Origin of the sequence: Kribbella qitaiheensis (assembly GCF_042657745.1) — a bacterium.
Classification (GTDB): domain Bacteria; phylum Actinomycetota; class Actinomycetes; order Propionibacteriales; family Kribbellaceae; genus Kribbella; species Kribbella qitaiheensis.
In genome coordinates, this window is record NZ_JBHSKE010000033.1 from 1 (window position 1) to 21,313 (window position 21,313).

At 67.4% G+C, this 21,313-nt stretch carries 20 protein-coding genes; 7 read left to right on the plus strand and 13 right to left on the minus strand.

Annotated features, from left to right (window positions below):
* Positions 1–595: 595 nt before the first annotated feature.
* Positions 596–1,927: a serine hydrolase domain-containing protein gene (locus tag ACFPJ1_RS22275; RefSeq protein WP_380106635.1), complete on the minus strand. Its 1,332-nt coding sequence runs from the start codon at positions 1,925–1,927 to the stop codon at positions 596–598.
* A gap of 105 nt (positions 1,928–2,032) precedes the next feature.
* On the minus strand, positions 2,033–2,260 hold the full coding sequence (locus ACFPJ1_RS22280) for a hypothetical protein (protein WP_132191582.1): 228 nt from the start codon (positions 2,258–2,260) through the stop codon (positions 2,033–2,035).
* Positions 2,261–2,440: 180 nt separating this feature from the next.
* Between ACFPJ1_RS22280 and ACFPJ1_RS22285 the strand changes: the two genes are divergently transcribed.
* Complete coding sequence (locus ACFPJ1_RS22285; protein ID WP_380106637.1) at positions 2,441–2,764, plus strand: YciI family protein; 324 nt, start codon at positions 2,441–2,443, stop codon at positions 2,762–2,764.
* A gap of 21 nt (positions 2,765–2,785) precedes the next feature.
* Here the strand turns inward: ACFPJ1_RS22285 and ACFPJ1_RS22290 are convergent, their stop codons facing one another.
* Both ACFPJ1_RS22290 and ACFPJ1_RS22295 read right to left on the minus strand, forming a co-directional pair.
* Complete coding sequence (locus ACFPJ1_RS22290) at positions 2,786–2,995, minus strand: KTSC domain-containing protein (RefSeq protein ID WP_380106640.1); 210 nt, start codon at positions 2,993–2,995, stop codon at positions 2,786–2,788.
* A gap of 81 nt (positions 2,996–3,076) precedes the next feature.
* Entirely contained in the window at positions 3,077–3,466 is a 390-nt protein-coding gene (locus tag ACFPJ1_RS22295; RefSeq protein WP_380106642.1) for a helix-turn-helix domain-containing protein, read from the minus strand.
* Between the two features lie 137 nt (positions 3,467–3,603).
* Between ACFPJ1_RS22295 and ACFPJ1_RS22300 the strand changes: the two genes are divergently transcribed.
* On the plus strand, positions 3,604–3,891 hold the full coding sequence (locus tag ACFPJ1_RS22300; protein ID WP_199234926.1) for a hypothetical protein: 288 nt from the start codon (positions 3,604–3,606) through the stop codon (positions 3,889–3,891).
* Between the two features lie 53 nt (positions 3,892–3,944).
* Here ACFPJ1_RS22300 and ACFPJ1_RS22305 read toward each other — a convergent pair whose 3' ends face one another.
* Together ACFPJ1_RS22305 and ACFPJ1_RS22310 are read right to left on the minus strand one after the other, a co-directional pair.
* The gene (locus ACFPJ1_RS22305) at positions 3,945–4,109 is read right to left on the minus strand and encodes a hypothetical protein (RefSeq protein WP_380106644.1); all 165 of its coding nucleotides are present in this window, start codon (positions 4,107–4,109) and stop codon (positions 3,945–3,947) included.
* Positions 4,110–4,145: 36 nt separating this feature from the next.
* Positions 4,146–4,775 (minus strand): hypothetical protein, encoded by a 630-nt coding sequence (locus ACFPJ1_RS22310; protein ID WP_380106646.1) that lies wholly within the window; start codon positions 4,773–4,775, stop codon positions 4,146–4,148.
* Between the two features lie 130 nt (positions 4,776–4,905).
* Here ACFPJ1_RS22310 and ACFPJ1_RS22315 point away from each other — a divergent pair, with 130 nt between their 5' ends.
* Positions 4,906–5,739 (plus strand): aldo/keto reductase, encoded by an 834-nt coding sequence (locus ACFPJ1_RS22315; protein ID WP_380106647.1) that lies wholly within the window; start codon positions 4,906–4,908, stop codon positions 5,737–5,739.
* An 18-nt stretch (positions 5,740–5,757) separates the two neighbouring features.
* On the opposite strand, the gene ACFPJ1_RS22320 is transcribed toward ACFPJ1_RS22315, so the two are convergent.
* The 6 genes from ACFPJ1_RS22320 to ACFPJ1_RS22345 all read right to left on the minus strand — a co-directional run bounded on the left by ACFPJ1_RS22320 (position 5,758) and on the right by ACFPJ1_RS22345 (position 16,511).
* Positions 5,758–6,864 (minus strand): class I SAM-dependent methyltransferase, encoded by a 1,107-nt coding sequence (locus tag ACFPJ1_RS22320; protein WP_380106648.1) that lies wholly within the window; start codon positions 6,862–6,864, stop codon positions 5,758–5,760.
* A 79-nt stretch (positions 6,865–6,943) separates the two neighbouring features.
* Positions 6,944–8,617, minus strand: coding sequence for a LuxR C-terminal-related transcriptional regulator (locus ACFPJ1_RS22325; protein ID WP_380106650.1), 1,674 nt, complete (start codon positions 8,615–8,617; stop codon positions 6,944–6,946).
* Between the two features lie 156 nt (positions 8,618–8,773).
* Positions 8,774–10,798 carry a glycoside hydrolase family 3 protein gene (locus tag ACFPJ1_RS22330; RefSeq protein ID WP_380106652.1) on the minus strand — a complete coding sequence of 675 codons (2,025 nt, stop codon included), beginning with the start codon at positions 10,796–10,798 and terminating at the stop codon, positions 8,774–8,776.
* 268 nt (positions 10,799–11,066) lie between these two features.
* Complete coding sequence (locus ACFPJ1_RS22335) at positions 11,067–13,958, minus strand: vitamin B12-dependent ribonucleotide reductase (RefSeq protein ID WP_380106654.1); 2,892 nt, start codon at positions 13,956–13,958, stop codon at positions 11,067–11,069.
* A 73-nt stretch (positions 13,959–14,031) separates the two neighbouring features.
* Positions 14,032–14,529: a transcriptional regulator NrdR gene (gene nrdR / locus ACFPJ1_RS22340; RefSeq protein ID WP_132191570.1), complete on the minus strand. Its 498-nt coding sequence runs from the start codon at positions 14,527–14,529 to the stop codon at positions 14,032–14,034.
* Positions 14,530–14,810: 281 nt separating this feature from the next.
* The gene (locus tag ACFPJ1_RS22345; protein WP_380106656.1) at positions 14,811–16,511 is read right to left on the minus strand and encodes a dihydroxy-acid dehydratase; all 1,701 of its coding nucleotides are present in this window, start codon (positions 16,509–16,511) and stop codon (positions 14,811–14,813) included.
* A gap of 91 nt (positions 16,512–16,602) precedes the next feature.
* Here ACFPJ1_RS22345 and ACFPJ1_RS22350 point away from each other — a divergent pair, with 91 nt between their 5' ends.
* Both ACFPJ1_RS22350 and ACFPJ1_RS22355 read left to right on the plus strand, forming a co-directional pair.
* On the plus strand, positions 16,603–17,553 hold the full coding sequence (locus ACFPJ1_RS22350; RefSeq protein WP_380106658.1) for a nucleoside hydrolase: 951 nt from the start codon (positions 16,603–16,605) through the stop codon (positions 17,551–17,553).
* Between the two features lie 122 nt (positions 17,554–17,675).
* Positions 17,676–19,001 carry a Gfo/Idh/MocA family protein gene (locus ACFPJ1_RS22355; RefSeq protein WP_380106659.1) on the plus strand — a complete coding sequence of 442 codons (1,326 nt, stop codon included), beginning with the start codon at positions 17,676–17,678 and terminating at the stop codon, positions 18,999–19,001.
* 27 nt (positions 19,002–19,028) lie between these two features.
* Here ACFPJ1_RS22355 and ACFPJ1_RS22360 read toward each other — a convergent pair whose 3' ends face one another.
* Positions 19,029–19,565: a LysM peptidoglycan-binding domain-containing protein gene (locus tag ACFPJ1_RS22360; protein ID WP_380106661.1), complete on the minus strand. Its 537-nt coding sequence runs from the start codon at positions 19,563–19,565 to the stop codon at positions 19,029–19,031.
* A gap of 398 nt (positions 19,566–19,963) precedes the next feature.
* Here ACFPJ1_RS22360 and lexA point away from each other — a divergent pair, with 398 nt between their 5' ends.
* Together lexA and ACFPJ1_RS22370 are read left to right on the plus strand one after the other, a co-directional pair.
* Positions 19,964–20,737: a transcriptional repressor LexA gene (gene lexA, locus ACFPJ1_RS22365; protein ID WP_380106663.1), complete on the plus strand. Its 774-nt coding sequence runs from the start codon at positions 19,964–19,966 to the stop codon at positions 20,735–20,737.
* A gap of 48 nt (positions 20,738–20,785) precedes the next feature.
* Positions 20,786–21,298, plus strand: coding sequence for a glutathione peroxidase (locus ACFPJ1_RS22370; RefSeq protein WP_380106665.1), 513 nt, complete (start codon positions 20,786–20,788; stop codon positions 21,296–21,298).
* The last annotated feature ends 15 nt before the right edge of the window (positions 21,299–21,313 follow it).

The following is a 21,313-nucleotide window of genomic DNA, read 5'->3' on the forward strand; positions in this document are numbered from 1 at the left end:
GCGGAGAGTCAACACATCGAGTAGATCCTCTGGATATCTCAGAAACAATCAAACTGACTTGAATCATTTGTTATTCAAAGGAATCCGCCACAAACAAAAGACAACCCAACACCCAAAATCCCAGACAGGACCAGGGTGGACAAGATCATCCAATGCCGTGAACGGGGTTAATACTGTATTTCGGCATTGACTTTCGGCACGCTGTTGAGTTCTCAAGAATCGGACGCACACCGCATCCCCAGCCTTTCGGCCTGGACTCCGGGGCAACCCGCCAAACTTTACTATTTCGTCCGGGGCCGGTCAAATCGGCCTCTTTCGTCCTAGTCCCCTGCAAGACTCAGTGACCGAAACCCGCTCAGGGCGTGTTTCGGTAGTCAGGACCTTCAGGGAGTTCGGAGCGTCCGGCCGCTTTCGCGTCCCGCACTCGCTCCGACAAGGGGGAACATTACTGACGTTCGCGGCGAAGATGCAAATCGGGGTCTGGACCTTGTCCGAACCCTTGCAGAGCACCTCTCCGCGAGCTCACCGACCATGGTCCACCACAGCACAAGTCCCGCGTGATCGCGGCAGCGAGACCGAGCCCCGGAACCAGGATCTAGCTGAGCTTCGGGCAGCTGATCTCCTCGTCGTTCTGGACGAAGACGAGTGCCTTGCCCGACTCATCCGCACGCAGCACGGTGTCCGCCGTACGGCAGCCGAACGACCCGTGCGACCGCGGCGCGAACGTCATCGGCTCCTGCCCCGGGAAGGTCACCGACAGCCGGCCTTGGTCACGCACCACGGTGAACGTCGCGCCAGGACGCAACTCGTACGTGCCCTCGAGCGCCGCGAGCTCGTCGATCCCGGGCCACTCCGGCTCGTCCAGGTCCGCGGGATAGTCCTTCCACCCGTACGACGAGGCGATCGTGGCGAAGGCCCTCTGCACGACATACGAACCGTTGTCGCCATTGGTCATCACCGCGGCGCCTTGTCCCGTATCCCGGTAGGCCAGCAGGTGGCACTTGAAGCCGTGGTTGCCTCCACTGTGGCCGAAGGTGGTCCCATCGTTCCCCAAGAACAGCCCGAGTCCGAGCGCATCCAGCCCGCCGATCCGATCGGACGATGGCACCTGCTGAGTGAGCATCTCCCTCGCCAGCTCCGGAGACAGCAGCGCTCCGTCGGCGCCGGCGTACGCGCTTTGGACGGCTATAGCGAAGGTGCAGAGGTCGCTAGGGGTGGTCCAGAGGCCGGCGGCGGCCAACTCGGGGTACGTGTGCCAGCGGCCTTCGACCGCGCGTCCGAACTCGTCGTGCGCCGTGGCAGCACGCGCCTGCGATTCCTCGGGAAGAGGCTGTGAGTAGTCACTCGACGACATCCCGAGCGGATCCAGGACCAATTCGCGCAGGAGCTCGCGGAACGGCGTACCGGTGACGTCTTCCAGGAGCTGCTGCATAACCACGGTTCCGCCACCGGAGTACCGGAACTGGGTGCCGGGGACTGTGTCGACCCGTACTCCGAAGGTGTTCGTCGGGCGGACACCGTCGAGGACCTGCAGTGGTGTCGGTACTTCGGCATCGTGCGCGTAGCCGGGGAACCCGTGCACGGTCAGACCCGCACTGTGGCTCGCCAGGTGGCGCAAGGTGACCACAGGCTGCCAGTCGCCGGTGGGTGGTAGCTGCCAGGAGGTGAGCCGGCGGTTCACGTCCTCGTCGAGGTCGAGCAGACCTCTGTCGACCAGGCGGAGCATGGCGAAGACCGCGATCGGCTTGCTGATCGAGCAGGCCTGGAACAACGTGCCCGGCGCGACCGGATCCGTCCGGCCCGCGTCGACGACTCCCGCGCTCCCCCGGTCGACGATCTCGCCGCCCTCGATCAGCGCCCAACTGACCCCCGGCACCTTGAACTTCTCGAGCTCCGCCGCGATCCCGTCCCGCAGTACGTCGGTCAACTCCGTCGCCTCCCCAGGCTCAGTTGGTTCGGAGCCTAGTTGCGCCGCGGGGCAAGGAACGGCCGCGGGCGCCCGGGGTGCCGGGCGCCCGCGGCCGTCGACTCGTCACCGCGACGGCTGGGGTGCCTCGCAGTCGATCTTCGGGTTGGCGCCGATGTAGTTCAACGGCCCGGCGATGATGGTCACGAGGATCGTGCCCACCTTGGCGCAGGTGGCGTCCGAACCGGAGAAGTACTCCCGCTGCCCTGCGGCGGCGACACCGATCAACAACCACACGACGACGACGATCGTGACGATGCGAGAACCTGTCGTAGAAGCTCTACGAGTGCGCATGGCTACCTTTCTGACACTGGTCCACCCCCGTGGATCCACAATCTGGTGCCCGCCGAACACGCAGCGAAAACGTCGGGACCTCGCTGTCGATTCGCGGCCGGGTCGTTCGTCAGCTCTGTGAGCGCCCACCAGGGGCGATCCGCGGGCGTTTCGGCGGTCGCGGGACGGAAGGGAATCACCATGAGCAAGTACCTGTACCTGTACCGCGGGCCGGCCACCCCGATGGAGGACTTCACCCCCGAGCAGGGTGAGGCGCAGATGAAGGCCTGGACCGAGTGGATGGGCAAGGCCGCGTCCGCGATCGTGGACCAGGGGAACCCGTTGGTTCCGAAGGCGTCGGTGCGCGACGACGGATCGGCGACCAAGCCGAGTGACCAGAACGGCTACACCATCGTCGAGGCGACGGACCTCGAGGCCGCCCAGGCGTTGCTGGCCGGCCACCCGTTCCTGTCCGAGGGCAAGGGCCGCTTCGCGGTGGAGATCTTCGAGATCCAGCCGATGTAGGAACGCCCAGAGGTAGTGCGCTCAGACCTCGGCGAACTCGAAGTACGGCTTGATCTCGGCGTTGACAAAGGCGCCGATGCTCGGAGCCGCGAGGAGGCCGGCGTACGTCGGCTGGGGGACGTCGTAGTACTGGTAGACGCTGCCGTTGACGTATTCCAGCTCCAGCGTCCGCCTGGCGACGTCGTACCCGACCGACCTGACACTCGCCGACTCCACCAGCCGCCGCCTCATCGCGCGTCTCCTCACCGACATCACGTCCTCGACCTCGGACATGATGCCCGGCCCGGCGGGCCGAAACCTTCTCGACCGCGGTCATGTCTGTACTTCGTCGAGACGGGTTGCGGTGTCCGCCTGGGCCGGGGCCTTCGGGGGTTGCAGGGCGGCGAGCACGCGGGCCAGCTCGCCGATGACGGCGTGGAGCTGGCTGACCACAGAGGTGTCCAGGGTGATCGGGTCGTCGTCAGGCGGCGGGAGGTTGAGGTTCGAGGCGAAGCGGGTGCGGGTGTCCTCGGAGGCGAGGGTGAGGGACGTGTCCAGCGCCTCCTGGAGCTGGGGGCTGGGCACCATGCCGGGGCGCTCGCGCCACTTCGCGACCGTGCGTGGGGAGACGCCGAGGTGCTCGGCGAATGCCTCGTTGGTCAGGCGCATCGCCGCCTGCAGGGCGCGCGCATGCCTGCCGGTCCACTGATCGATGACTGTCATCGGCTCACTCCCCAGCTCGACTACTCTATGCAATCAGATTACGACGATCGGGTGAGCGTTTGGGTGCTTGATCAGTGCCCTGTGGATACAGCGCCGGTTCGTGGTTCCGCGCCTCCGGCGGGCGTTGACTGTCGGCCATGGACGAGACCAGCGGAAGACCCGCGACGATGCTCCGGCCGCGGCGGCGTCACCTGAAGATCGCCGTACCGACGGGCCCACGGCGGTTCCAGCTCGTGCGGCACGTCGACATCTCCGGAGTCAGCGGTACTGGGGTGGTCGCGGAGGGCGTCGAGTGGACCGACGGCTCGGTCACCCTGCACTGGGGCGGCCGTTACCCGACGACAACCGTCTGGCAGGACGGGGTCGACGCACTGCTGTCGGTGCACGGCCACAACGGCGCGACCACGATCCAATGGCTCGACTGAACTCGGTAGGGCCGGCGCGGCAACCCCCTGCAAAAGGTCGCCGGCCCTACCGACTACTCCGAGAGCATCAGCTGAGCGTGTCCGTTGTCGTCGGCTCGGCCGTCCTCGATCGCCTCGACAGGCAGATCGTTGGCGGCCGCCGACAGCCGGGTGAGCGTGCCGAGCAGGTCGACGCACTTCGCAACCTCACCCGGATTGTTGGCAAGCCACCAGACCATGCCCCGTACTGCGACGGCCGGCCGCCGCGTCAGCGGTCAGCCGGCCAGGGAGCGAAGGGCCCTACGGGAGGGAGCCAGCAGGACCGGCTTGTACGGGCAGCGGGAGTCGGTGAGCGTCTCGTAGGCGCGGATCGCCCGGTCCGCGGCGTCCCAGCCTTGCTCGGCAGGGCTCTTCCCGAGGCCGCGGTTGCGGACCAGTGCGCCGTAGAAGGCCGAGCAGAAGACGGTCGCCTCGTACCAGCCGATCACCGTGCTGGTCCCGATATAGGTGATCTCGTCCTGCAGGCAGTCGCGGATCGCCCGCTGCCACTTGCCGATTCCGGTCTTGCAGCCGTCGGCGATCACCACGCCGCTGGCGATACCCCACGACCGGTCCAGAAACCAGTCCGCGAGAGCGGTGAGGGACACCTGGGTCTGCCCGTCCGTGGACAGGAACGACGGCTCCTCGCTGTGGTCACCGTGCGCCATCACGTGCAGCACGGTCGAGGGCGTGGTCAGCGCGGAGAAGGCCGTTTCGTGGTCGCGGGTGCGGACGAAGTTCACGTCGATCACCGGGCTGTTCCAGCCGGCGTTGATGTTGCTGGTGATCCCCTGGACGAAGGTCATCGAGGCGTCGAAGGAACTGTCCAGGCCGAGGTCCACCAGCGTGATCAATCGGTTCTTCATCGCCCACCCCTCGAACGAGTCCCGGTCCCCGCCTCTGAGGTCCCGACCCATCATGACCCAGGCCGCCGACAGTTTCGCGTCGGCGTCCACGGATACGGTGACGGGAGCGGCTACCACTGGAGGATGTCCGATGAGCGAACTCGCACCGACCGTCACGCTGAGCAACGGAGCCGGTCTGCCCCGGCTCGGCCTCGGTACCTCGCCGATGAACGACGAGGAGGTCGAGCGCGCCGTAGTACAGGCGCTGGAGGTCGGGTACCGCCTGGTCGACACCGCGGAGGCCTACCGGAACGAGGTGGGCGTCGGGCGGGCGTTGAAGGCGTCCGGAGTACCGCGGGACGAGGTGTTCGTGACCTCGAAGTTCAACAAGCACCGGCACAGCGTCGAGGGAGCGCGGGCGGCGTTCGAGGTGAGCGCCGAGAAGCTCGGCGTCGAGTACCTGGACCTACTGCTGATCCATTGGCCGAACCCGGACCACGGCCAGTACGTCGAGGCGTGGCGCGGCCTGATCGAGCTCCGCGAAGCGGGCCTGGTCCGGGCGATCGGCACCTCCAACTTCAAGCCGTCGCACCTGCAGAAGCTGATCGACGAGACCGGCGTCGCGCCCGAGGTCAACCAGATCCAGCTGAGCCCAATCTGGACCAAGCAGGCCGAACGCGACTTCAACACCGCCCACGGCATCGTCACCGAGTCCTGGAGCCCTCTCGGCAAGGGCAGCGACCTCCTGGACCACCCCACCGTCACAGCAGCCGCCAAGGCCCACGACAAGACCCCAGGCCAGGTCGTACTCCGCTGGCACATCCAGCAGGACCTGGTGCCGATCCCCAAGTCCTCCAACCGCGAGCGCCTCGAGCAGAACCTCGCGGTCTTTGACTTCGAGCTGACAGCCGACGAGCTCGCCGCGCTGTCAGCCCTGAACGGGACCGGTCGAGCCCCAGCCGACTCGGACAAGACCGGCCACTGAGTACCGCGGTACGGGCTTCTAGCCCTTGGTGGCGATGTAGTAGGCGTTGAAGACGTCCTCGTCGACATGGGCGACCTCCACCGTGGAGAATCCCGCGTCGGCGAGCATCTGCTCTGCCTTCTGCTGTCCCCAAACGGTCCCGAGACCGTCGCCGTCGAGGGACAACGACACGGTCATGCAGTGCATCGTGGAGACGCCGTAGAGGAAGGTGGCAAAGGGGTTGTCGAGATTGTCCTCGAGATTGCTCGACGCCTGGACGTCCACCATCAAGAACACGCCGCCCGGTCGGAGCGACGCCGCGATACCGGCGAGCACCTGGGCGGGGTGGGCCTGGTCGTGGATGGCGTCGAACGCCGTGACCAGATCGAACCGTGCTGTCTCCCCCAGGTCGGACACATCGCGTACTACGAACTCGGCGTTCGGCAGGCCGAGCCTGGCTGCCTCCTCGCGTCCGGCGGCGATTCCCTCGTCGGAGAAGTCGTAGCCGACGCAGTTGGAGCTGGGATAGGCCTGGGCGATCAGGTTGATGGCGTGCCCACTGCCGCAGCCGATGTCGGCGACGTCGATCCCGGCGCGGAGACGCTCCGGAAGGCCTGGGAGAAGTGGAAGGATGCCGTCGATCAGCGCGACGTCGAAGACAGCGCCGCTGTCCTCGGCCATCAGGCGATGAAACTCCGCGTACTCCGAATACGGCACGCCGCCGCCGTTGCGGAAGCACTCCGCAAGGTGCGACTCGACTCCCGCGAGGAGTGAGATGAACTGGGTCGTGCTTGCGAGGTTGCCCGGGCCGGCGGCTCGGGTGAGCGACGCGGCGTGCTCGGGAGGTAGCCGATAGGTGCGGTCGGCCGGCTCGTATTCGACTATTCGCGCGGTGGTCATCGCCCCCAGCCACTCGCGGACGTAGCGCTCCTGGAGGTCGGCCGCACCAGCGATCTCGTGGCTGGTCGCGGGCGGGAGGTCGGCCAGCGCCTCGTAGAGACCCACCTGGTGGCCGATGCTGACGAGCAGCGCGAGCGTGGCGTTGTTGAGTACGCCGACCATCTGCTCGCCGAAGGCCTCGGCGCGACCCTGGTCGAAGGCTGGAGAGGTTGGGGCGTCGGAGGCTGGGGTGAGTGTGTCGGTCATGGTGCGCTCCTTCGGTCGGTGCTTCGAGCATCGACCGGTGGATGGACACCGAGCATCGGTGAACTCGCCTAGTTCTCGCCTACTCCCGGCCTAGCTCCTGCATGGCGAAGGCCGCGGCCTCTGTGCGGTTCCGGAGGCCGAGCTTCGACAGGAGGCTGGCTACGTGGTGCTCTACCGTCCGGCGGCTGATGTAGAGGCGAGCGGCGATCTCTGGGTTCGGCAGACCTTCAGCAAGCAGGTCGAGGACGTCTCGCTCGCGTTTCGTCAGTACGCCAAGGCCTCTGGGGCCTATGCGCGCCGCAGCAGCACCGGCCGAGCGCAACCAGGCGGCGGCTGCATCAGCGTCCCTGGCCGCGCCCAAATCCTCGAAGATCGCCAAAGCCATCCGTGCCTCCGCTACTGCCGGCCCCGACGGTCGGAGCTGCCCTGCCTCTGTCACCGGCTCTGCCCGATCTTGCTGCTCCCCTGCGAGGGCGGTTGCCAGGGCCATTCGGGTGCGCGCCGATTCGAGCGGCATCTCCAGACGGCTGAACCTGGCCTGTGCCGAGGTCAGGAGTCCGACAGCCTCGTCCGGCAGCGCTCGTCCCAGGAGGCGTTCACTCCGCGCTGTGATGAGTACGCTCCCTGCGCTCTCACCCAGTGCTGCCAGCCGCCTACCTTCGATTACCGCTGCCTCGCGATCACCCGTGGCGAGACAGGCCTCGCCGAGTACCTCACGAAGCCGAGCTTCCTCCAGGTGACGACCCGCGGTGGTGTCGAGCTGCCGTCGTACATAGGAGACCGCAGTCGCCGGCTCCTCGCCTGCCAGGTAAGCGGCAGCCAGTACAGGCCGCACTGCGAGGTGGTCCTCGTACCCCTCCAGTAGTTGCCTGGCCTCCCTAACTCTCCCCTGCCCCAATCGCAGGTCAGCCAGGTAGGCGGCGGCCTCGGCCTGGACCGCAGGCAACGACTCCTTCGCCAATTCCGCTGCGGCGGCCAGTTCCACCTCGGCTCTGGTCCAATCACCAGTCGACACCAGTACTGCGCCGTACGACGCACGGCAGACCGCGTTTAGGTACGGGCATCCGTAGCGCGCGATGAAGCCGTCGAGCGAGCGGGTCCACTGCACGACCCGGCTGAAGTCGGCTCCTCGAACACAGCACCGCATCAACAGGCAACTGGTGAACACCACCGTGTCCAGGCTCGAACCCTCGCCGCCCAGCGCTCCCGCCAGAGCCTCGTCGAGCAGCGCAGTACCGGCGTCGACCCGGCCGAGATCTATCAGAACCGAACCACGCATGCTGAGCGCGCAGAGTTCCAGATCGTGGTCCTTGGTCTCGAGGGCGATCCGGTGTGCCTCCTCCGCGGCGAGGGCAGCGCGAGCCGAATCGTCGTCAGTGTCGGCCTTCGCCAACAAAGCCCAAGCCGTCAGAACCGGCACATCCAAAGGCTCAGCAAATCGAACTGCCCGTGCGGCCCAACCCCTTGCCACAGCAAGGTTTCCGGCGTTCGCGACGTAGAGGAGGCTCAACCCCACAGCCAGTTGAACTGCCTCCGCCGGATCGGTGCGGCTGAACTCGGCATACGCCCGCTCCCAGCAGGTAAAGGCCTCCCGGATGTCGCCCAGCCACCAGTGCGCGGTACCCAGGCCGGCAAGGCCCTCGGCGGTCTCGCCCCTCCCGACCAACTCGCCGAACGCATCCCGCGCCGCCACCCAGTCCCCCGCCGCCAGCGCAACTCCGCCAGCCACCAGGAGACCCCCAGCCTCCACCACCCTCCCGACGGTACTGGACCCGCGCCCTCACACGGGACCGGCCCTGACTGCCCGTAACACTCGGGAACAGTCAGGTACGGGTGAGGTGACGACCATTGATCCCGGCGTACAGGCGGTATGCGCGGGTACGCCGGGATCAACTGGGTCAGAACCCTGTCAGTGTGTGCGGGTTCGGAGTCCCCAGCCGAAGGGGTAGAGCGGGTGGTAGTTGCGGTCGCCGATGTTGATGGGCTCCTGGTCGGCGCTCCGGGGCCAGGTGTGTGACAGCTTGCCCGTGAAGGGCTTCTTGCCGAACAGCACGTCCGCCACACCTTCGCCCTGGGAGCCGGGCAGCCACGACGCCACCAAGGCATCGATCTTGCCCAACTGCTCGGCGGGGATCACCTGTGGGCGTCCGGATACGACCAGTACTGCGCACTTCGCGACCGCGCCGCAGACCTTGTCCACAACGGCCTTGTCCCCCGGCTGCAAGTCGAGGCTCTTCGGTTCGCGCAGTACTCCGCCGTCCTCCGGGTCGAAGCCCCACCTGGGACCGCCGACGTCGCCGAAGCCCTCGGAGTACGGGGTCTCGCCGATCACGACCACGGCGACGTCGCTGCCTGTCGTCGGTGCCGAGCCGTCTTTGCTGTAGGTGACCTGCGCACCAGGTGCGACCTGCCGGATGCCGTCGAGGATCGTGTTGCCGGGGATCCGGTGCTGACCGGACGCGCCCTGCCAGCTGAGGGTCCAGCCGCCGGCCTGGTTGCCGATGTCATCCGCGTTGCGACCCGCGACGTACACCTTCGCGTTCTTCTTCAACGGCAGCAGGCCGCCCGCGTTCTTCAACAGCACCTGCGACTTGGCGACTGCCTCGCGGGCCAGCGCCCGGTGCTGCGGTGATCCCACCTGAGCAAGGTGCGTGCGGTCGGTGTACGGCTTCTCGAACAGCCCGAGCTCGAACTTCTTGGTCAGGATCCGCCGGACGGCGTCGTCGATCCGCGCCTGCGAGACCCGGCCGGCCCGTACCTCGGCGAGCAACGTGGTCTCGAAAGCCTGGTAGGAGAACGGCTCCATGAACATGTCGGTACCTGCGTTGACACCGGTCCGAACCTGATTCGCATAATCGCCGGGGAGCTGGTGGATGCCTTCCCAGTCGGAGATCACGAAACCGTCGAAGCCGAGCTTGCCCTTGAGCACGCCGGTGATGAGCTCACGGTTCGCGTGCATCTTGATCGGATTGCCGATCCCGTCCTCGGTCCAGTCGATGCTGGAGAAGGAAGGCATCACGGTGCCGGCGTCATACCGACGTACCGCGTCAAGGTACGGCGCGAGGTCGAACCGCGCGAAGTCGCGGCGGTTCGTGATGGTCACGCCCTGGTCGATCGTGTAGTCACCGGCGGCGGAACCGAACTCGGTGTCACCGTCACCCGCGTAGTGCTTGGCACTCGCCAGCACCCGGTCGGCGGACTTCAGGTCCCGGGTGTTTTTGCCCTGGAACCCTTCGATGGCGGAGGCGAACCGAGTGACCAGCTCGGGGCTTTCCGAGAAGCTCTCGTAGGTCCGTCCCCACCTGGTGTCGCGGGCCACGCAGATACACGGCGCGAACGCCCATTGGGGCCCGGTCGCACGAGTCTCCTCGGCGACCACGTGCTCGATTCGCTCGACCAGCTTCGGATCCCAGGTCGAACCGAGCCCGATGTTGTGCGGGAAAACCGTTGCCCCTAGCAAGTTCCCGTGGCCGTGCACCGAGTCGACGCCGTACAGGATCGGGATCTGCAGCCGGGTCTGAAGCGCCTGCGCTTGGAAGGCGTCGACCATGTCCGCCCAGGCCTGCGGCGTGTTGGGTGTCGGGACCGAACCACCTCCCGACAGGACGGACCCCAGTCTCGAGGTCGTGACGAGCAACGGGTCGTTGGCCGCAGCGCCACGTTCGGCCTGCGTCATCTGCCCGACCTTCTCCTCGAGCGTCATCCGGCCGAGCAGGTCTTTGACCCGCTTCCAGAACGGCTGCTTCGCATCGAGGTAGGCCTGACCGTGGTTGCGGATCTGTGGCCGGGCTGACTGATCAGCCGCGTACGACGTGGTCGTGGGCGCGACGCCGACGGACGAGGTCGGCGCAAGCGCCAGGACAAGGGCGATCGGCACGACGGCGAAGGTCGTACGGCGCACCCAGCTGCGACGAGGTGATTCGCTCAAACGCATGACTTGCTCCTCGGCGGGTAGGAGATAGAGCGCTCTCCTCGCCACACTCTGGCGATCCCCCGCCCGGGTCAACCTCTCGCACCCCCTCATGCGCCCAACGGCAGTCGCTGCGGCCGCCGAGTCGTGGATCGCGGTGGCGGGCAAACGATTGCCGGCAACCGGAATCCACGAATGAGCGCCGACTCAGCTCCACGGCCGGACGTGGGCGCGCTGCGGCCCCCGGGGGATGTGGGAAGTTCCCGGGGGCCGTGGCGCTATCAACTAGGGGTCAGCTGCAGCCTGAGGTGCTGCCGCAGCCTTCGCAGACGTAGCAGGAACCGGAGGGGCGCATCTTGGTGCCGCAGGTGAAGCAGAGCGGCGCGTCCACCGAGGTGCCGGTGATGAGTTCGAACATCTCGGCGGTGGTGCGGACCTCGGCGGAGGTGATCGGCTTGGCTGCCGCGGCGTCGACCGAGGCGTCCTCGATCTCGACCTTCTCCGCGACCGGCTCGATCGACTTCAGCGACTCGGCCTCGGACACCTCGACCGGGGCCGGCTCGTAGGAGCCGGTGTCGAGCTGCCGGGAACGCTCGTCCGCCGAGTAGATGCCCAGGGCGGACCGCTCGTCGAAGGACAAGTGGTCCAGCGCCAGGCGGCGGAAGATGTAGTCCATGATCGACTGCGCCATCCGGACGTCCGGGTCGTCGGTCAGACCGGCCGGCTCGAACTTCAGGTTGGTGAACTTCTGGACGTAGGTCTCCAGCGGCACACCGTGCTGCAGCGCGATCGAGATCGCGATCGAGAAGGCGTCCATCACCCCGGCCAGGGTCGAACCCTGCTTGCCCATCTTCAGAAAGACCTCGCCCAGCCCGTCATCGGGGTAGGAGCCGGCTGTCATGTAGCCCTCGGCGCCACCGACGCTGAACGAGGTGGTGCGGGACGGACGCGACTTCGGCAGGCGCTTGCGGGTCGGCCGGTACTCGATGATCTTCTCGACGACCGGCTCGGCCTCCGTCGCGGCCGCGCTGGCCTTCGCGGACTTGGAGTCCGACAGCGGCTGGCCGACCTTGCAGTTGTCGCGGTAGACGGCGAGCGCCTTCAGGCCGAGCTTCCAGCCCTGGAAGTAGACGTCGGCGATCTCCTCGACCGTCGCGGTCTCCGGCAGGTTGACCGTCTTCGAGATGGCGCCGGACAGGAACGGCTGGGCCGCCGCCATCATCCGGACGTGGCCCATCGGCTTGATGGCCCGCTCGCCCATCGCGGTGTCGAAGATCTCGTAGTGCTCGGTCTTCAGGCCCGGGGCGTCGACCACGTGGCCGTGCTCCGCGATGTACTCGACGATCGCCTCGATCGTCTCCTCGGTGTAGCCGTACTGACGCAGTGCCCGCGGCACCGTCTGGTTGACGATCTGCATCGAGCCGCCGCCGACCAGCTTCTTGAACTTGACCAGCGAGAAGTCCGGCTCGATGCCGGTCGTGTCGCAGTCCATCATGAAGCCGATGGTGCCGGTCGGCGCGAGCACCGAGGCCTGCGCGTTGCGCCAGCCGTTCTTGGCGCCGATCTTCAGCACGCCGTCCCAGGCGGCCGTGGCGTGCTTCTGCACGTCCTTGTCGATCGCGTGCACGGTCCGGATCGCGTCGTTGGCCGCGGCGTGCTTGCGCATCACCCGGGTGTGCGCGTCCTTGTTCCGCTCGAAGCCGTCGTACGCGCCGACGATGCCGGCCAGCTCAGCGGACCGCTTGTACGACGTACCGGTCATCAGGGAGGTGATAGCGCCCGCCAGTGCGCGACCACCGTCCGAGTCGTACGCGTGTCCGGTCGCCATCAGCAGCGCGCCGAGGTTGGCGTAGCCGATCCCCAGCTGCCGGTAGGCCCGGGTGGTGTCGCCGATCGCCTCGGTCGGGAAGTCGGCGAAGCAGATCGAGATGTCCATCGCGGTGATGATCAGCTCGACGGCCTTGACGAAGTTCTCCGAGTCGAAGGAGTCGTCGTCGGTCAGGAACTTCATCAGGTTCAGCGAGGCGAGGTTGCAGGACGAGTTGTCCAGGTGCATGTACTCCGAGCACGGGTTGGACGCGGTGATCCGGCCCGTCTCCGGGGTGGTGTGCCAGTCGTTGATGGTGTCGTCGTACTGGATGCCCGGGTCGGCGCAGGCCCACGCCGCGTGGCTGATCTTGTCGAACAGCTCACGGGCGTCGACGGTCTCGATGATCGAGTTGTCGATCCGCGCCCGCAGGCCGAACTCGCCCTTCTCCTCGACCGCGCGCATGAACTCGTCGGTGACCCGCACCGAGTTGTTCGCGTTCTGGTACTGCACCGAGGTGATGTCGCGGCCGCCGAGGTCCATGTCGTACCCGGCGTCGCGCAGGACGCGGATCTTGTCCTCCTCGCGCATCTTGGTCTCGACGAACTCCTCGATGTCCGGGTGGTCGACGTCCAGCACGACCATCTTGGCCGCGCGCCGGGTGGCGCCACCGGACTTGATCGTGCCGGCCGAGGCGTCGGCACCGCGCATGAAGCTGACCGGGCCGGACGCGGTACCGCCGGAGGACTGCAGCAGTTCCTTGGAGGAACGGATCCGGGACAGGTTCAGACCGGCACCGGAGCCGCCCTTGAAGATCAGGCCCTCCTCCTTGTACCAGTTCAGGATCGAGTCCATCGAGTCGTCGACGGCGAGGATGAAGCAGGCCGACACCTGCTGCGGGGACGAGGTCCCGACGTTGAACCAGACCGGCGAGTTGAAGCTGAAGTACTGGTGCAGCAGCATCCAGGTGAGCTCGTGCTCGAACACCTCGGCGTCGGCCGGGGCGGCGAAGTAGCCGTAGTCCTCACCGGCCTTGCGGTAGGTCTTCACGACCCGGTCCAGCAACTGCTTGAGGCTCCACTCGCGGTTGTCGTGACCGACCGCGCCGCGGAAGTACTTGGTGGTGACGATGGTAGAGGCGTTCACGCTCCAGTAGTCGGGGAACTCGACCCCGCGCTGCTCGAAGACGGTCTCACCCGTCTTCCAGTTCTGCTGCACGACGTCGCGACGCTCCCACGTCACCTCGTCGTAGGGGTGAACACCCTCGGTGGTGAAGATGCGCTCGATGGTGAGTCCCGCGGGGGCGTTCTTCCGCCCACGGAACCCGGCCGCCGACCTCTTGGTCGACCCCGAGTGGCCGGTCACCGTCTCTGTCATAGTTGCTCCTCGCCCTGTGTCTGCGGTCTGTCGGGACCGCCCCGTTGAGTTGCTGCTGGTAACGCCGGTACTGCTATTTCCCCGTTGATGTCTGTGTCGGTACTGCGGGCTCGGTGCCGACCGGCTCCTTCTCGGCCCGCAGCAGCGCGATCTCGGTCTCGAAGTCGTCGGCCGACTCGAACTGCCGGTAGACGCTCGCGAACCGCAGGTACGCGACCTCGTCGAGCTCGCGCAGCGGTCCGAGGATCGCCAGGCCCACCTCGTGCGCGGGCACCTCCGGCGAGCCGCCGCCCTTCAGCGCGTCCTCGACCTGCTGGCCCAGCCGGGCCAGGGCGTCCACGTCGACGGGCCGGCCCTTGCAGGCCTTGCCGACTCCGCTGATGACCTTCTCCCGGCTGAACGGCTCGGTGGCGCCGGAGCGCTTCACGACCGTGAGCTGCATCTGCTCGACGGTGGTGAACCGCTTCTCGCAGACCGGGCACTGCCGCCGGCGGCGGATCGCTCCGCCGTCCTCGGCGACCCGGCTGTCGACGACCCGGGAGTCCACGTGCCTGCAGTAAGGACAGTGCATGGCAAACCACTCCTCCCGTGAGCGACCGCCCCCTGCCTGGGGACGAATCTGTGGATCAGCTGGGGACAACCTGTGCATGACCTGTGAGTAACTAACCACTACCTGTGGATGACTTACAGGCTTGTAACTACTACATCTAGGGATGCTACGTCCGGCCTCCGACAGTTTGCAAGAACGGCCGAATCTCGCGCGCGTCTCTTTGTTCCAACACCCGCGCGGCCCCGCGTACTCCCGCGTGGCGCCCGCCGAACGACCCTTTCGAGGAGCAGAATGCGCCCCGGTCAGTCCCCCGCGAGCGGCACGCAGAAGTCGAGATCGCAGCCCCGGTCGGCACCCAGCACGTGCTCGTGGAAAAGCCGCCGGTACCCCGTCGCCGGGGCCGGCGCGGGTGCCGGAAGAGCCGCCCGGCGGACCTCCAGCTCCTCGTCGGGCACCAGCAGATCCAGCGTCCCCGAAGCCACCGAAAGCCGGATCGGATCATCCGTCCGCACCAGCGCGAGCGGTCCGCCCAGCGCCGCCTCCGGAGTCACGTGCAGCACGATCGTCCCGTACGCCGTACCGCTCATCCGGGCGTCGGAGATCCGGACCATGTCCCGTACTCCGGCCCGGGCCAGCTTCCCCGGGATCGGCAGATAGCCGGCCTCGGGCATCCCGGCACCCAGTGGACCCGCGTTCTGCAGTACCAGGACGTCAGACGCCTCCACGTCCAGCTCCGGGTCGTCGATCCGCGCCGAGAGGTCTTCCAGCGAACTGAACACCACAGCTCGCCCAGTGGTCTCGAAGAGCGCCGGGTCCGCCGCAGACCGCTTGATGAGAGCACCGGACGGCGCCAGCGAGCCCCGCAACCACACCAGCCCGCCCTTCTCCCGGCTGGGCGAGGTCAGCGACCGGACCACTTCGCGGTCGACCCACACCGGCCCGGCGCCCAACCTCTCCCCCAGGGTCTCGCCAGTCACTGTGAGTACCGAAAGGTCCAGCAGATCGCGGAGCTCATGCAGTACTGCGGGAAGTCCGCCCGAGGCATGGAGATCCTCCATGTAGTGCTCCCCGGTCGGCTTGAGCTCCACCAGCACCGGCGTCGTCTCGCTCAGCTCGTTCAGCTCGTCGGGGTCGATCCGGAGCCCGAGCCGGCCCGCGATCGCGGTGAGGTGGATCAAGGCGTTGGTGGAGCCGCCGATCGCCAGTAGCACGCGCAAGGCGTTCCGCACGGAGGCAGCCGTCACCACCTGATCCGGAGTACGGCCGGCAGCGGCGATCTCGACAGCCGCCGCGCCGGTCGCTTCGCCGATCCTCAACCGGTCGGCGTGAACCGCGGGGGCGGCCGCGCTGTCGGGCAGCGCCATCCCCAGCGCCTCCACCAGGCAGGCCATCGTGCTGGCCGTGCCCATCACGGCGCAGGTGCCTGTCGTGGTCGCGAGGTTGCGCTCGACCCGGCCGATCTCGGCGGCGTCCACTTCACCGGCGCGGTACCGGGCCCAGAAGCGGCGGCAGTCGGTGCACGCGCCGAGCCGCTCGCCCTGGTAGCGGCCGGTCGACATCGGACCGGTGACGAGCTGGATCGCGGGCCGCCCGGCCGAGAACGCGCCCATCAGCTGGGCCGGGACGGTCTTGTCGCAGCCGCCGACCAGAACCACTGCGTCCATCGGCTGCGCCCGGACCAGTTCCTCGACGTCCATCGCCATCAGGTTGCGGTAGACCATCGCGGTCGGCTCCAGGAAGCTCTCCCCCAGCGAGATGGTCGGGAACTCCATCGGCAGCCCGCCGGCCGCGAGGACGCCGCGGACGACGGACTTCACCAGTTCCGGCTGTTGCCGGTGACAGGGGTTGAAGTCGCTGGCGGACGTAGCGATGCCGATCACCGGCCGGTCCAGCGACTCTGGCGACCGCCCGCTGGCATGCAGGAAGGTCCTGCGCAGGTAGCGGGAGAAATCCTTGTCGCCGTAACTGACCAGACCGCGGTAGATCCCTGCCTCGTCGCTCATCCGGCCAGCACATCATCCGCGAGCACCACGCCGGGCGTCCGTCTCAGATGCTCGGCCAGGGTGGCTCCCCCGATAGGTGAGGATGTGGGGCATGAAGCCGGTCATCCTGGACGTCGACACCGGGCTCGACGACGCCTGCGCCCTGTTGCTAGCCGCCCGCCACCCCGAACTCGACCTCCGGGCGGTGACCTGTGTGGGCGGCAACGTCGGCATCGACCAGGTCGTCCTCAACACCCTCACCGTGCTCGAGGCAGCCGGACGTCCGGACGTCCCCGTCGCGCGCGGCGCCGCCCTGCCGCTGCTGCAGCCGGTGCGAACCGCCCCGCACGTGCACGGCGCGGACGGCCTCGGCGACCTGGACTGGCCTCGCTCCAACCGCATCGCGGACGAGCGGCACGCCGTCGAACTGCTCCGCGATGTGCTGCTGGAGGCGGCCGGCAAGGGCGAGCGGGTCACGCTGATCCCGCTGGCGCCGATGACAAACATCGCCCTGTTGCTGCGGACGTACCCCGAAGCCGCGGACGGACTTCGCGAGATCGTCTTCATGGGCGGCGCGGCCGGGATCGGCAACGCGACCGCCTCGGCAGAGTTCAACATCTGGACCGACCCGGAGGCCGCCGCGATCGTGCTCAGCGCGGCGGGCGCCCTCGGGGTACCGCTGACCATGTACGGGCTGGACGTGTTCTACGACGTGGTGATCTCACTCGAGGAAGCGCGGGCGCTGGGTGGTTCACCGTCGGCGGACCTGGCTCGGGCGTTGATCGAGAAGCGGAGCCTGCTCTACAAGTCGGACGGCGCGAGCATCGGTGACGGTGGCGCGGTGTGTGCCGTGATCGACCCGGACGGGCTGACCACGTCGCCCTCCCCGCTGCGGGTCGAGCTGTCCGGCAGTTGGTCGCGCGGGCGCACGATCGTGGACACCCGCAACTGGTCGAGCGACCTGTCCAGCGACCCGTACGGACCGGCGCCGACCGTCGTCCAGGTGTCCACCGCGGTCGACGGACGCCGGTACGCCGATCTTTGGCTGAACACCGTCAGCTGAGGCCTCTGGAGGGACACGGTCGGCTGAGGCGACCGGATCCGGACAGCACCTTGTTCGCACAAGACGGCTCGTGATTGCATTGCAAACGTTTGCAGTCTTCCGCCCGAGCTAGGAGCCACGCCTTGTCCGGTACTCCCATCAGTCGTCGCCGCTATGCCGTGGTCGGGCTCGGAGCCCGCGCAGAGACCTTCGTCGGCGCCCTTGCCTGCCCGTACTCCGATCGCGCCGAGCTGGTCGGGTTCTGCGACACCAACCCGACCCGGATGAGCGTGCACAACCGTTGGCTGGCCGAACGTCACGGGTACCCGGCGGTTCCGCAGTACGCCGCGGCCGACTTCGCCAAGATGCTCCACGAGCAGCGGCCGGACGTGCTGGTGGTGACGTCGATGGACCGCACCCACGACGACTACATCGTGGCCGCGCTCGAGGCTGGGCTCGACGTGATCACCGAGAAGCCGATGACGATGGACCCGGTGCGCTGCCGGCGGATCCTGGACGCCGCGGAGAAGGCGTCGGGATCAGTCCGGGTCGCCTTCAACTACCGCTACAACCCGGTGCACGAGAAGGTCCGCGAGGTGCTCGCCTCGGGCGCGATCGGCGAGATCGGCTCGGTGCACTTCGAGTGGCTGCTCGACGTCCGGCACGGCGCCGACTACTTCCGCCGCTGGCACCGGGACAAGGCGAACGCCGGCGGGCTGATGGTGCACAAGGCGACCCACCACTTCGATCTGGTCAACTGGTGGATCGCGGCGGAGCCGGAGACCGTGTTCGCCGACGGGAAGCTCTTCTTCTACGGCGATGAGAACGGCAAGCGCCGCGGACTCGCCCGCGCCTACGACCGGGCCGACAGTTCGCCGGAGGCTGCGGACGACCCGTTCGCGATCAAGCTCGCCGCGAACGACAAGTTGCGCGAGCTCTACCTGGAGGCCGAGCAGGACGACGGCTACCACCGGGACCAGAACGTGTTCGGCCCAGGCATCACCATCGAGGACGACATGGCCGTGCTCGTGCGCTACTCCTCGGGCGCCTCGCTGAGCTACCACCTCACGGCGTACTCGCCCTGGGAGGGCTACCGGATCGGCTTCAACGGCAGCGCCGGGCGGCTCGAACTGCTCGTCCGGGAGAACACCTTCGCGACTCCGCCCGCGGACCAGCAGCACGCGACCGCGGTACAGCACGGTGATGCGAAGCCGGGTGAGACCGAGGCGCTGCTGACGCTTCACCCGCTCTGGGAGCCGCCGCAGACGCTGCTGCACGGCGAGCTCGGCCAGGGCCACGGTGGCGGCGACGCGCGGCTGCTCGAGTCGCTGTTCGGCGACCCGGGCGACGACCCGCTCGGCCGCAGCGCGAACCACGAGGACGGCGCCCGCTCCCTCCTGATCGGCCTCGCCGCCAACCAGTCCTTCGAGACAGGCCAGGTCGTCAAGGTCTCTTCTCTGCTGAGCTAGTCGTCAGCTGAAGGCAGGCAAGCCGGGCTAGCGGACCGGGACCTCGAGGGTGCGGCCGGGGATGACGTCGGCGGCGTTGCGGAGGTTGTTGAGGTCCGCGATCTGCTCGACGACGACGGCGGGGTTCTCGTCGGGGCTGGTTTCCTGGGCGATGGACCAGAGGGTCTGGCCGGCGCCGACCTCCACCTGGATCGTGTGGTCGAACTGGGGCTGGCCGTCGAGCACCCCGGCGATCCGCAGGCCCAGGACGGCGATCGCGGCGCCGAAGACGAGCACCGAGACCGCGGTGAGGACCATCCGGCCCCGGCGGGTCAGCTGCAGTGCCGACGGCTCGATCTCGGCGGTGCTCCGACGGCTCGCGGCGCTCCGGGTCTGGACGTGGCGCCCGAGCTCGGCACCGGAGCACGCCCGCACCGGGAGCGGCTCGGTCGTCGTCCCGGCGATCCTCGGCCGGCGGCGTTGACGCGTGCCGTCGACGTCGGGCGACGGGGCCGCCTTCGCCGACGCACCTGATGTCAGAGCCCCTGACGCCAGAGCCGCTGTGCTCAGAGCCGCTGTGCTCATCGGATCCTCCAGACCCTCGTTCAGACCTCGTCCTGCGCTGTCGTTCGCTGTCGATCTCTGTCTACCGGCCGCCTCCGACAGTTTCCGGCGAGCACCACCGGGCACCTCGCCGGGACTTCCGGACGGCCGGCCGTTCGACCGGCCCGAACACCTGTTCGATCGAACGCCTGTACGAATGATTAACCGACAGGCGCCCGCGATGCAACCATTTCCAACCAGGACACGCCGTGGAAATTCCCGGTCGGCGGGGCTCTATAACCTGACACGCGAACAAACGTGCGAACCGACACGCCTTCGAACAGATGTTTGAAGAATCTCAGGATTCGGTCTACGGTCTTCTCAGTCGACAAAGCAAGGCCGGTGCCCGACCGCCGGCCCGACCCGAGGAGTTGCCACCGATGGCCAGGACGCCGAGCGGTTCCAGCAAGGACGATCGCACCACTGCGAAGGTCTCCGACAAGACCGTGTCCGAGCTACCCGACGGCCCGGCTGACGCGACCGGCCTGACGCCTCGCCAGCGGCGCGTCCTCGACGTCATCCGCGATTCGGTCGACAGCCGCGGCTACCCGCCCTCGATGCGGGAGATCGGCGAGCGGGTCGGCCTGACGAGTTCCTCCTCGGTGTCGCACCAGTTGCGCGTGCTCGAGCAGAAGGGCCTGCTGCGCCGCGACCCGAACCGCCCGCGCGCCATCGAGGTCCGCTACCCCAGCGAGGTCGCGGACGCGGCCCGGCGCAGTTCCCTCGGCGCCGTCCGGCAGACGTCGTACGACGAGACGGGTGCGGGTGACGCGCACCCTGCCGCGGCCTACGTTCCGGTTGTCGGCCGGATCGCCGCCGGTGGCCCGATCCTTGCGGAGCAGGACATCGAGGAGGTCTTCCCGTTGCCCAGGGCAATGGTTGGCGAAGGCACCTTGTTCATGCTGAAGGTCAAGGGCGAGTCGATGATCGAGGCCGCGATCTGCGACGGCGACTGGGTCGTGGTGCGCCAGCAGCAGACGGCGGACAACGGTGACATCGTCGCTGCCATGATCGACGGTGAGGCCACCGTGAAGACGTTCAAGAAGACCTCGAACCAGATTCTGCTGCTGCCGCACAACCCCGCTTTCGAGCCGATCGACGGCAAGGACGCGACAATTCTCGGGAAGGTCGTAACAGTTCTGCGGCGTGTCTGACATCGCAGACAGCGAGCAGACTCGGGCGTGTCATGTCAGGATTGAGATATGACGACTGTCTATGACTTCAGCGCCACCCGGATCGAAGGCAATGAACAGTCTCTTGCCGACTTCCGCGACCAGGTGCTCCTGGTGGTGAACACGGCCTCGCAGTGCAGCCAGACACCGCAGTACACCGGGCTCCAGAAGCTGCACAAGACGTACCGCAAACAGGGCTTCGCGGTGCTCGGCTTTCCCTGCGACCAGTTCGGCCACCAGGAGCCAGGCGACGAGAACGAGATCGCGAACTTCTGTTCGACGATCTACCACGTGACGTTCCCGATGTTCGCCAAGATCGACGTCAACGGCTCCAGGACGCTTCCGCTGTTCAACTGGCTGAAGCGGGAGCAGGGCGGCCTTCTCGGCGGGCGGATCAAGTGGAACTTCACCAAGTTCCTGATCGCTCGCGACGGCAGTGTGATCGCGCGGTATGCGCCGACACACACGCCGGAGAAACTCGCGGACAAGATCGAGGCTGCTCTCGCGGTTCCAGCGCCCAGCCGGCGGGAATCGAACGATTGACCCTTCTGCCCACGG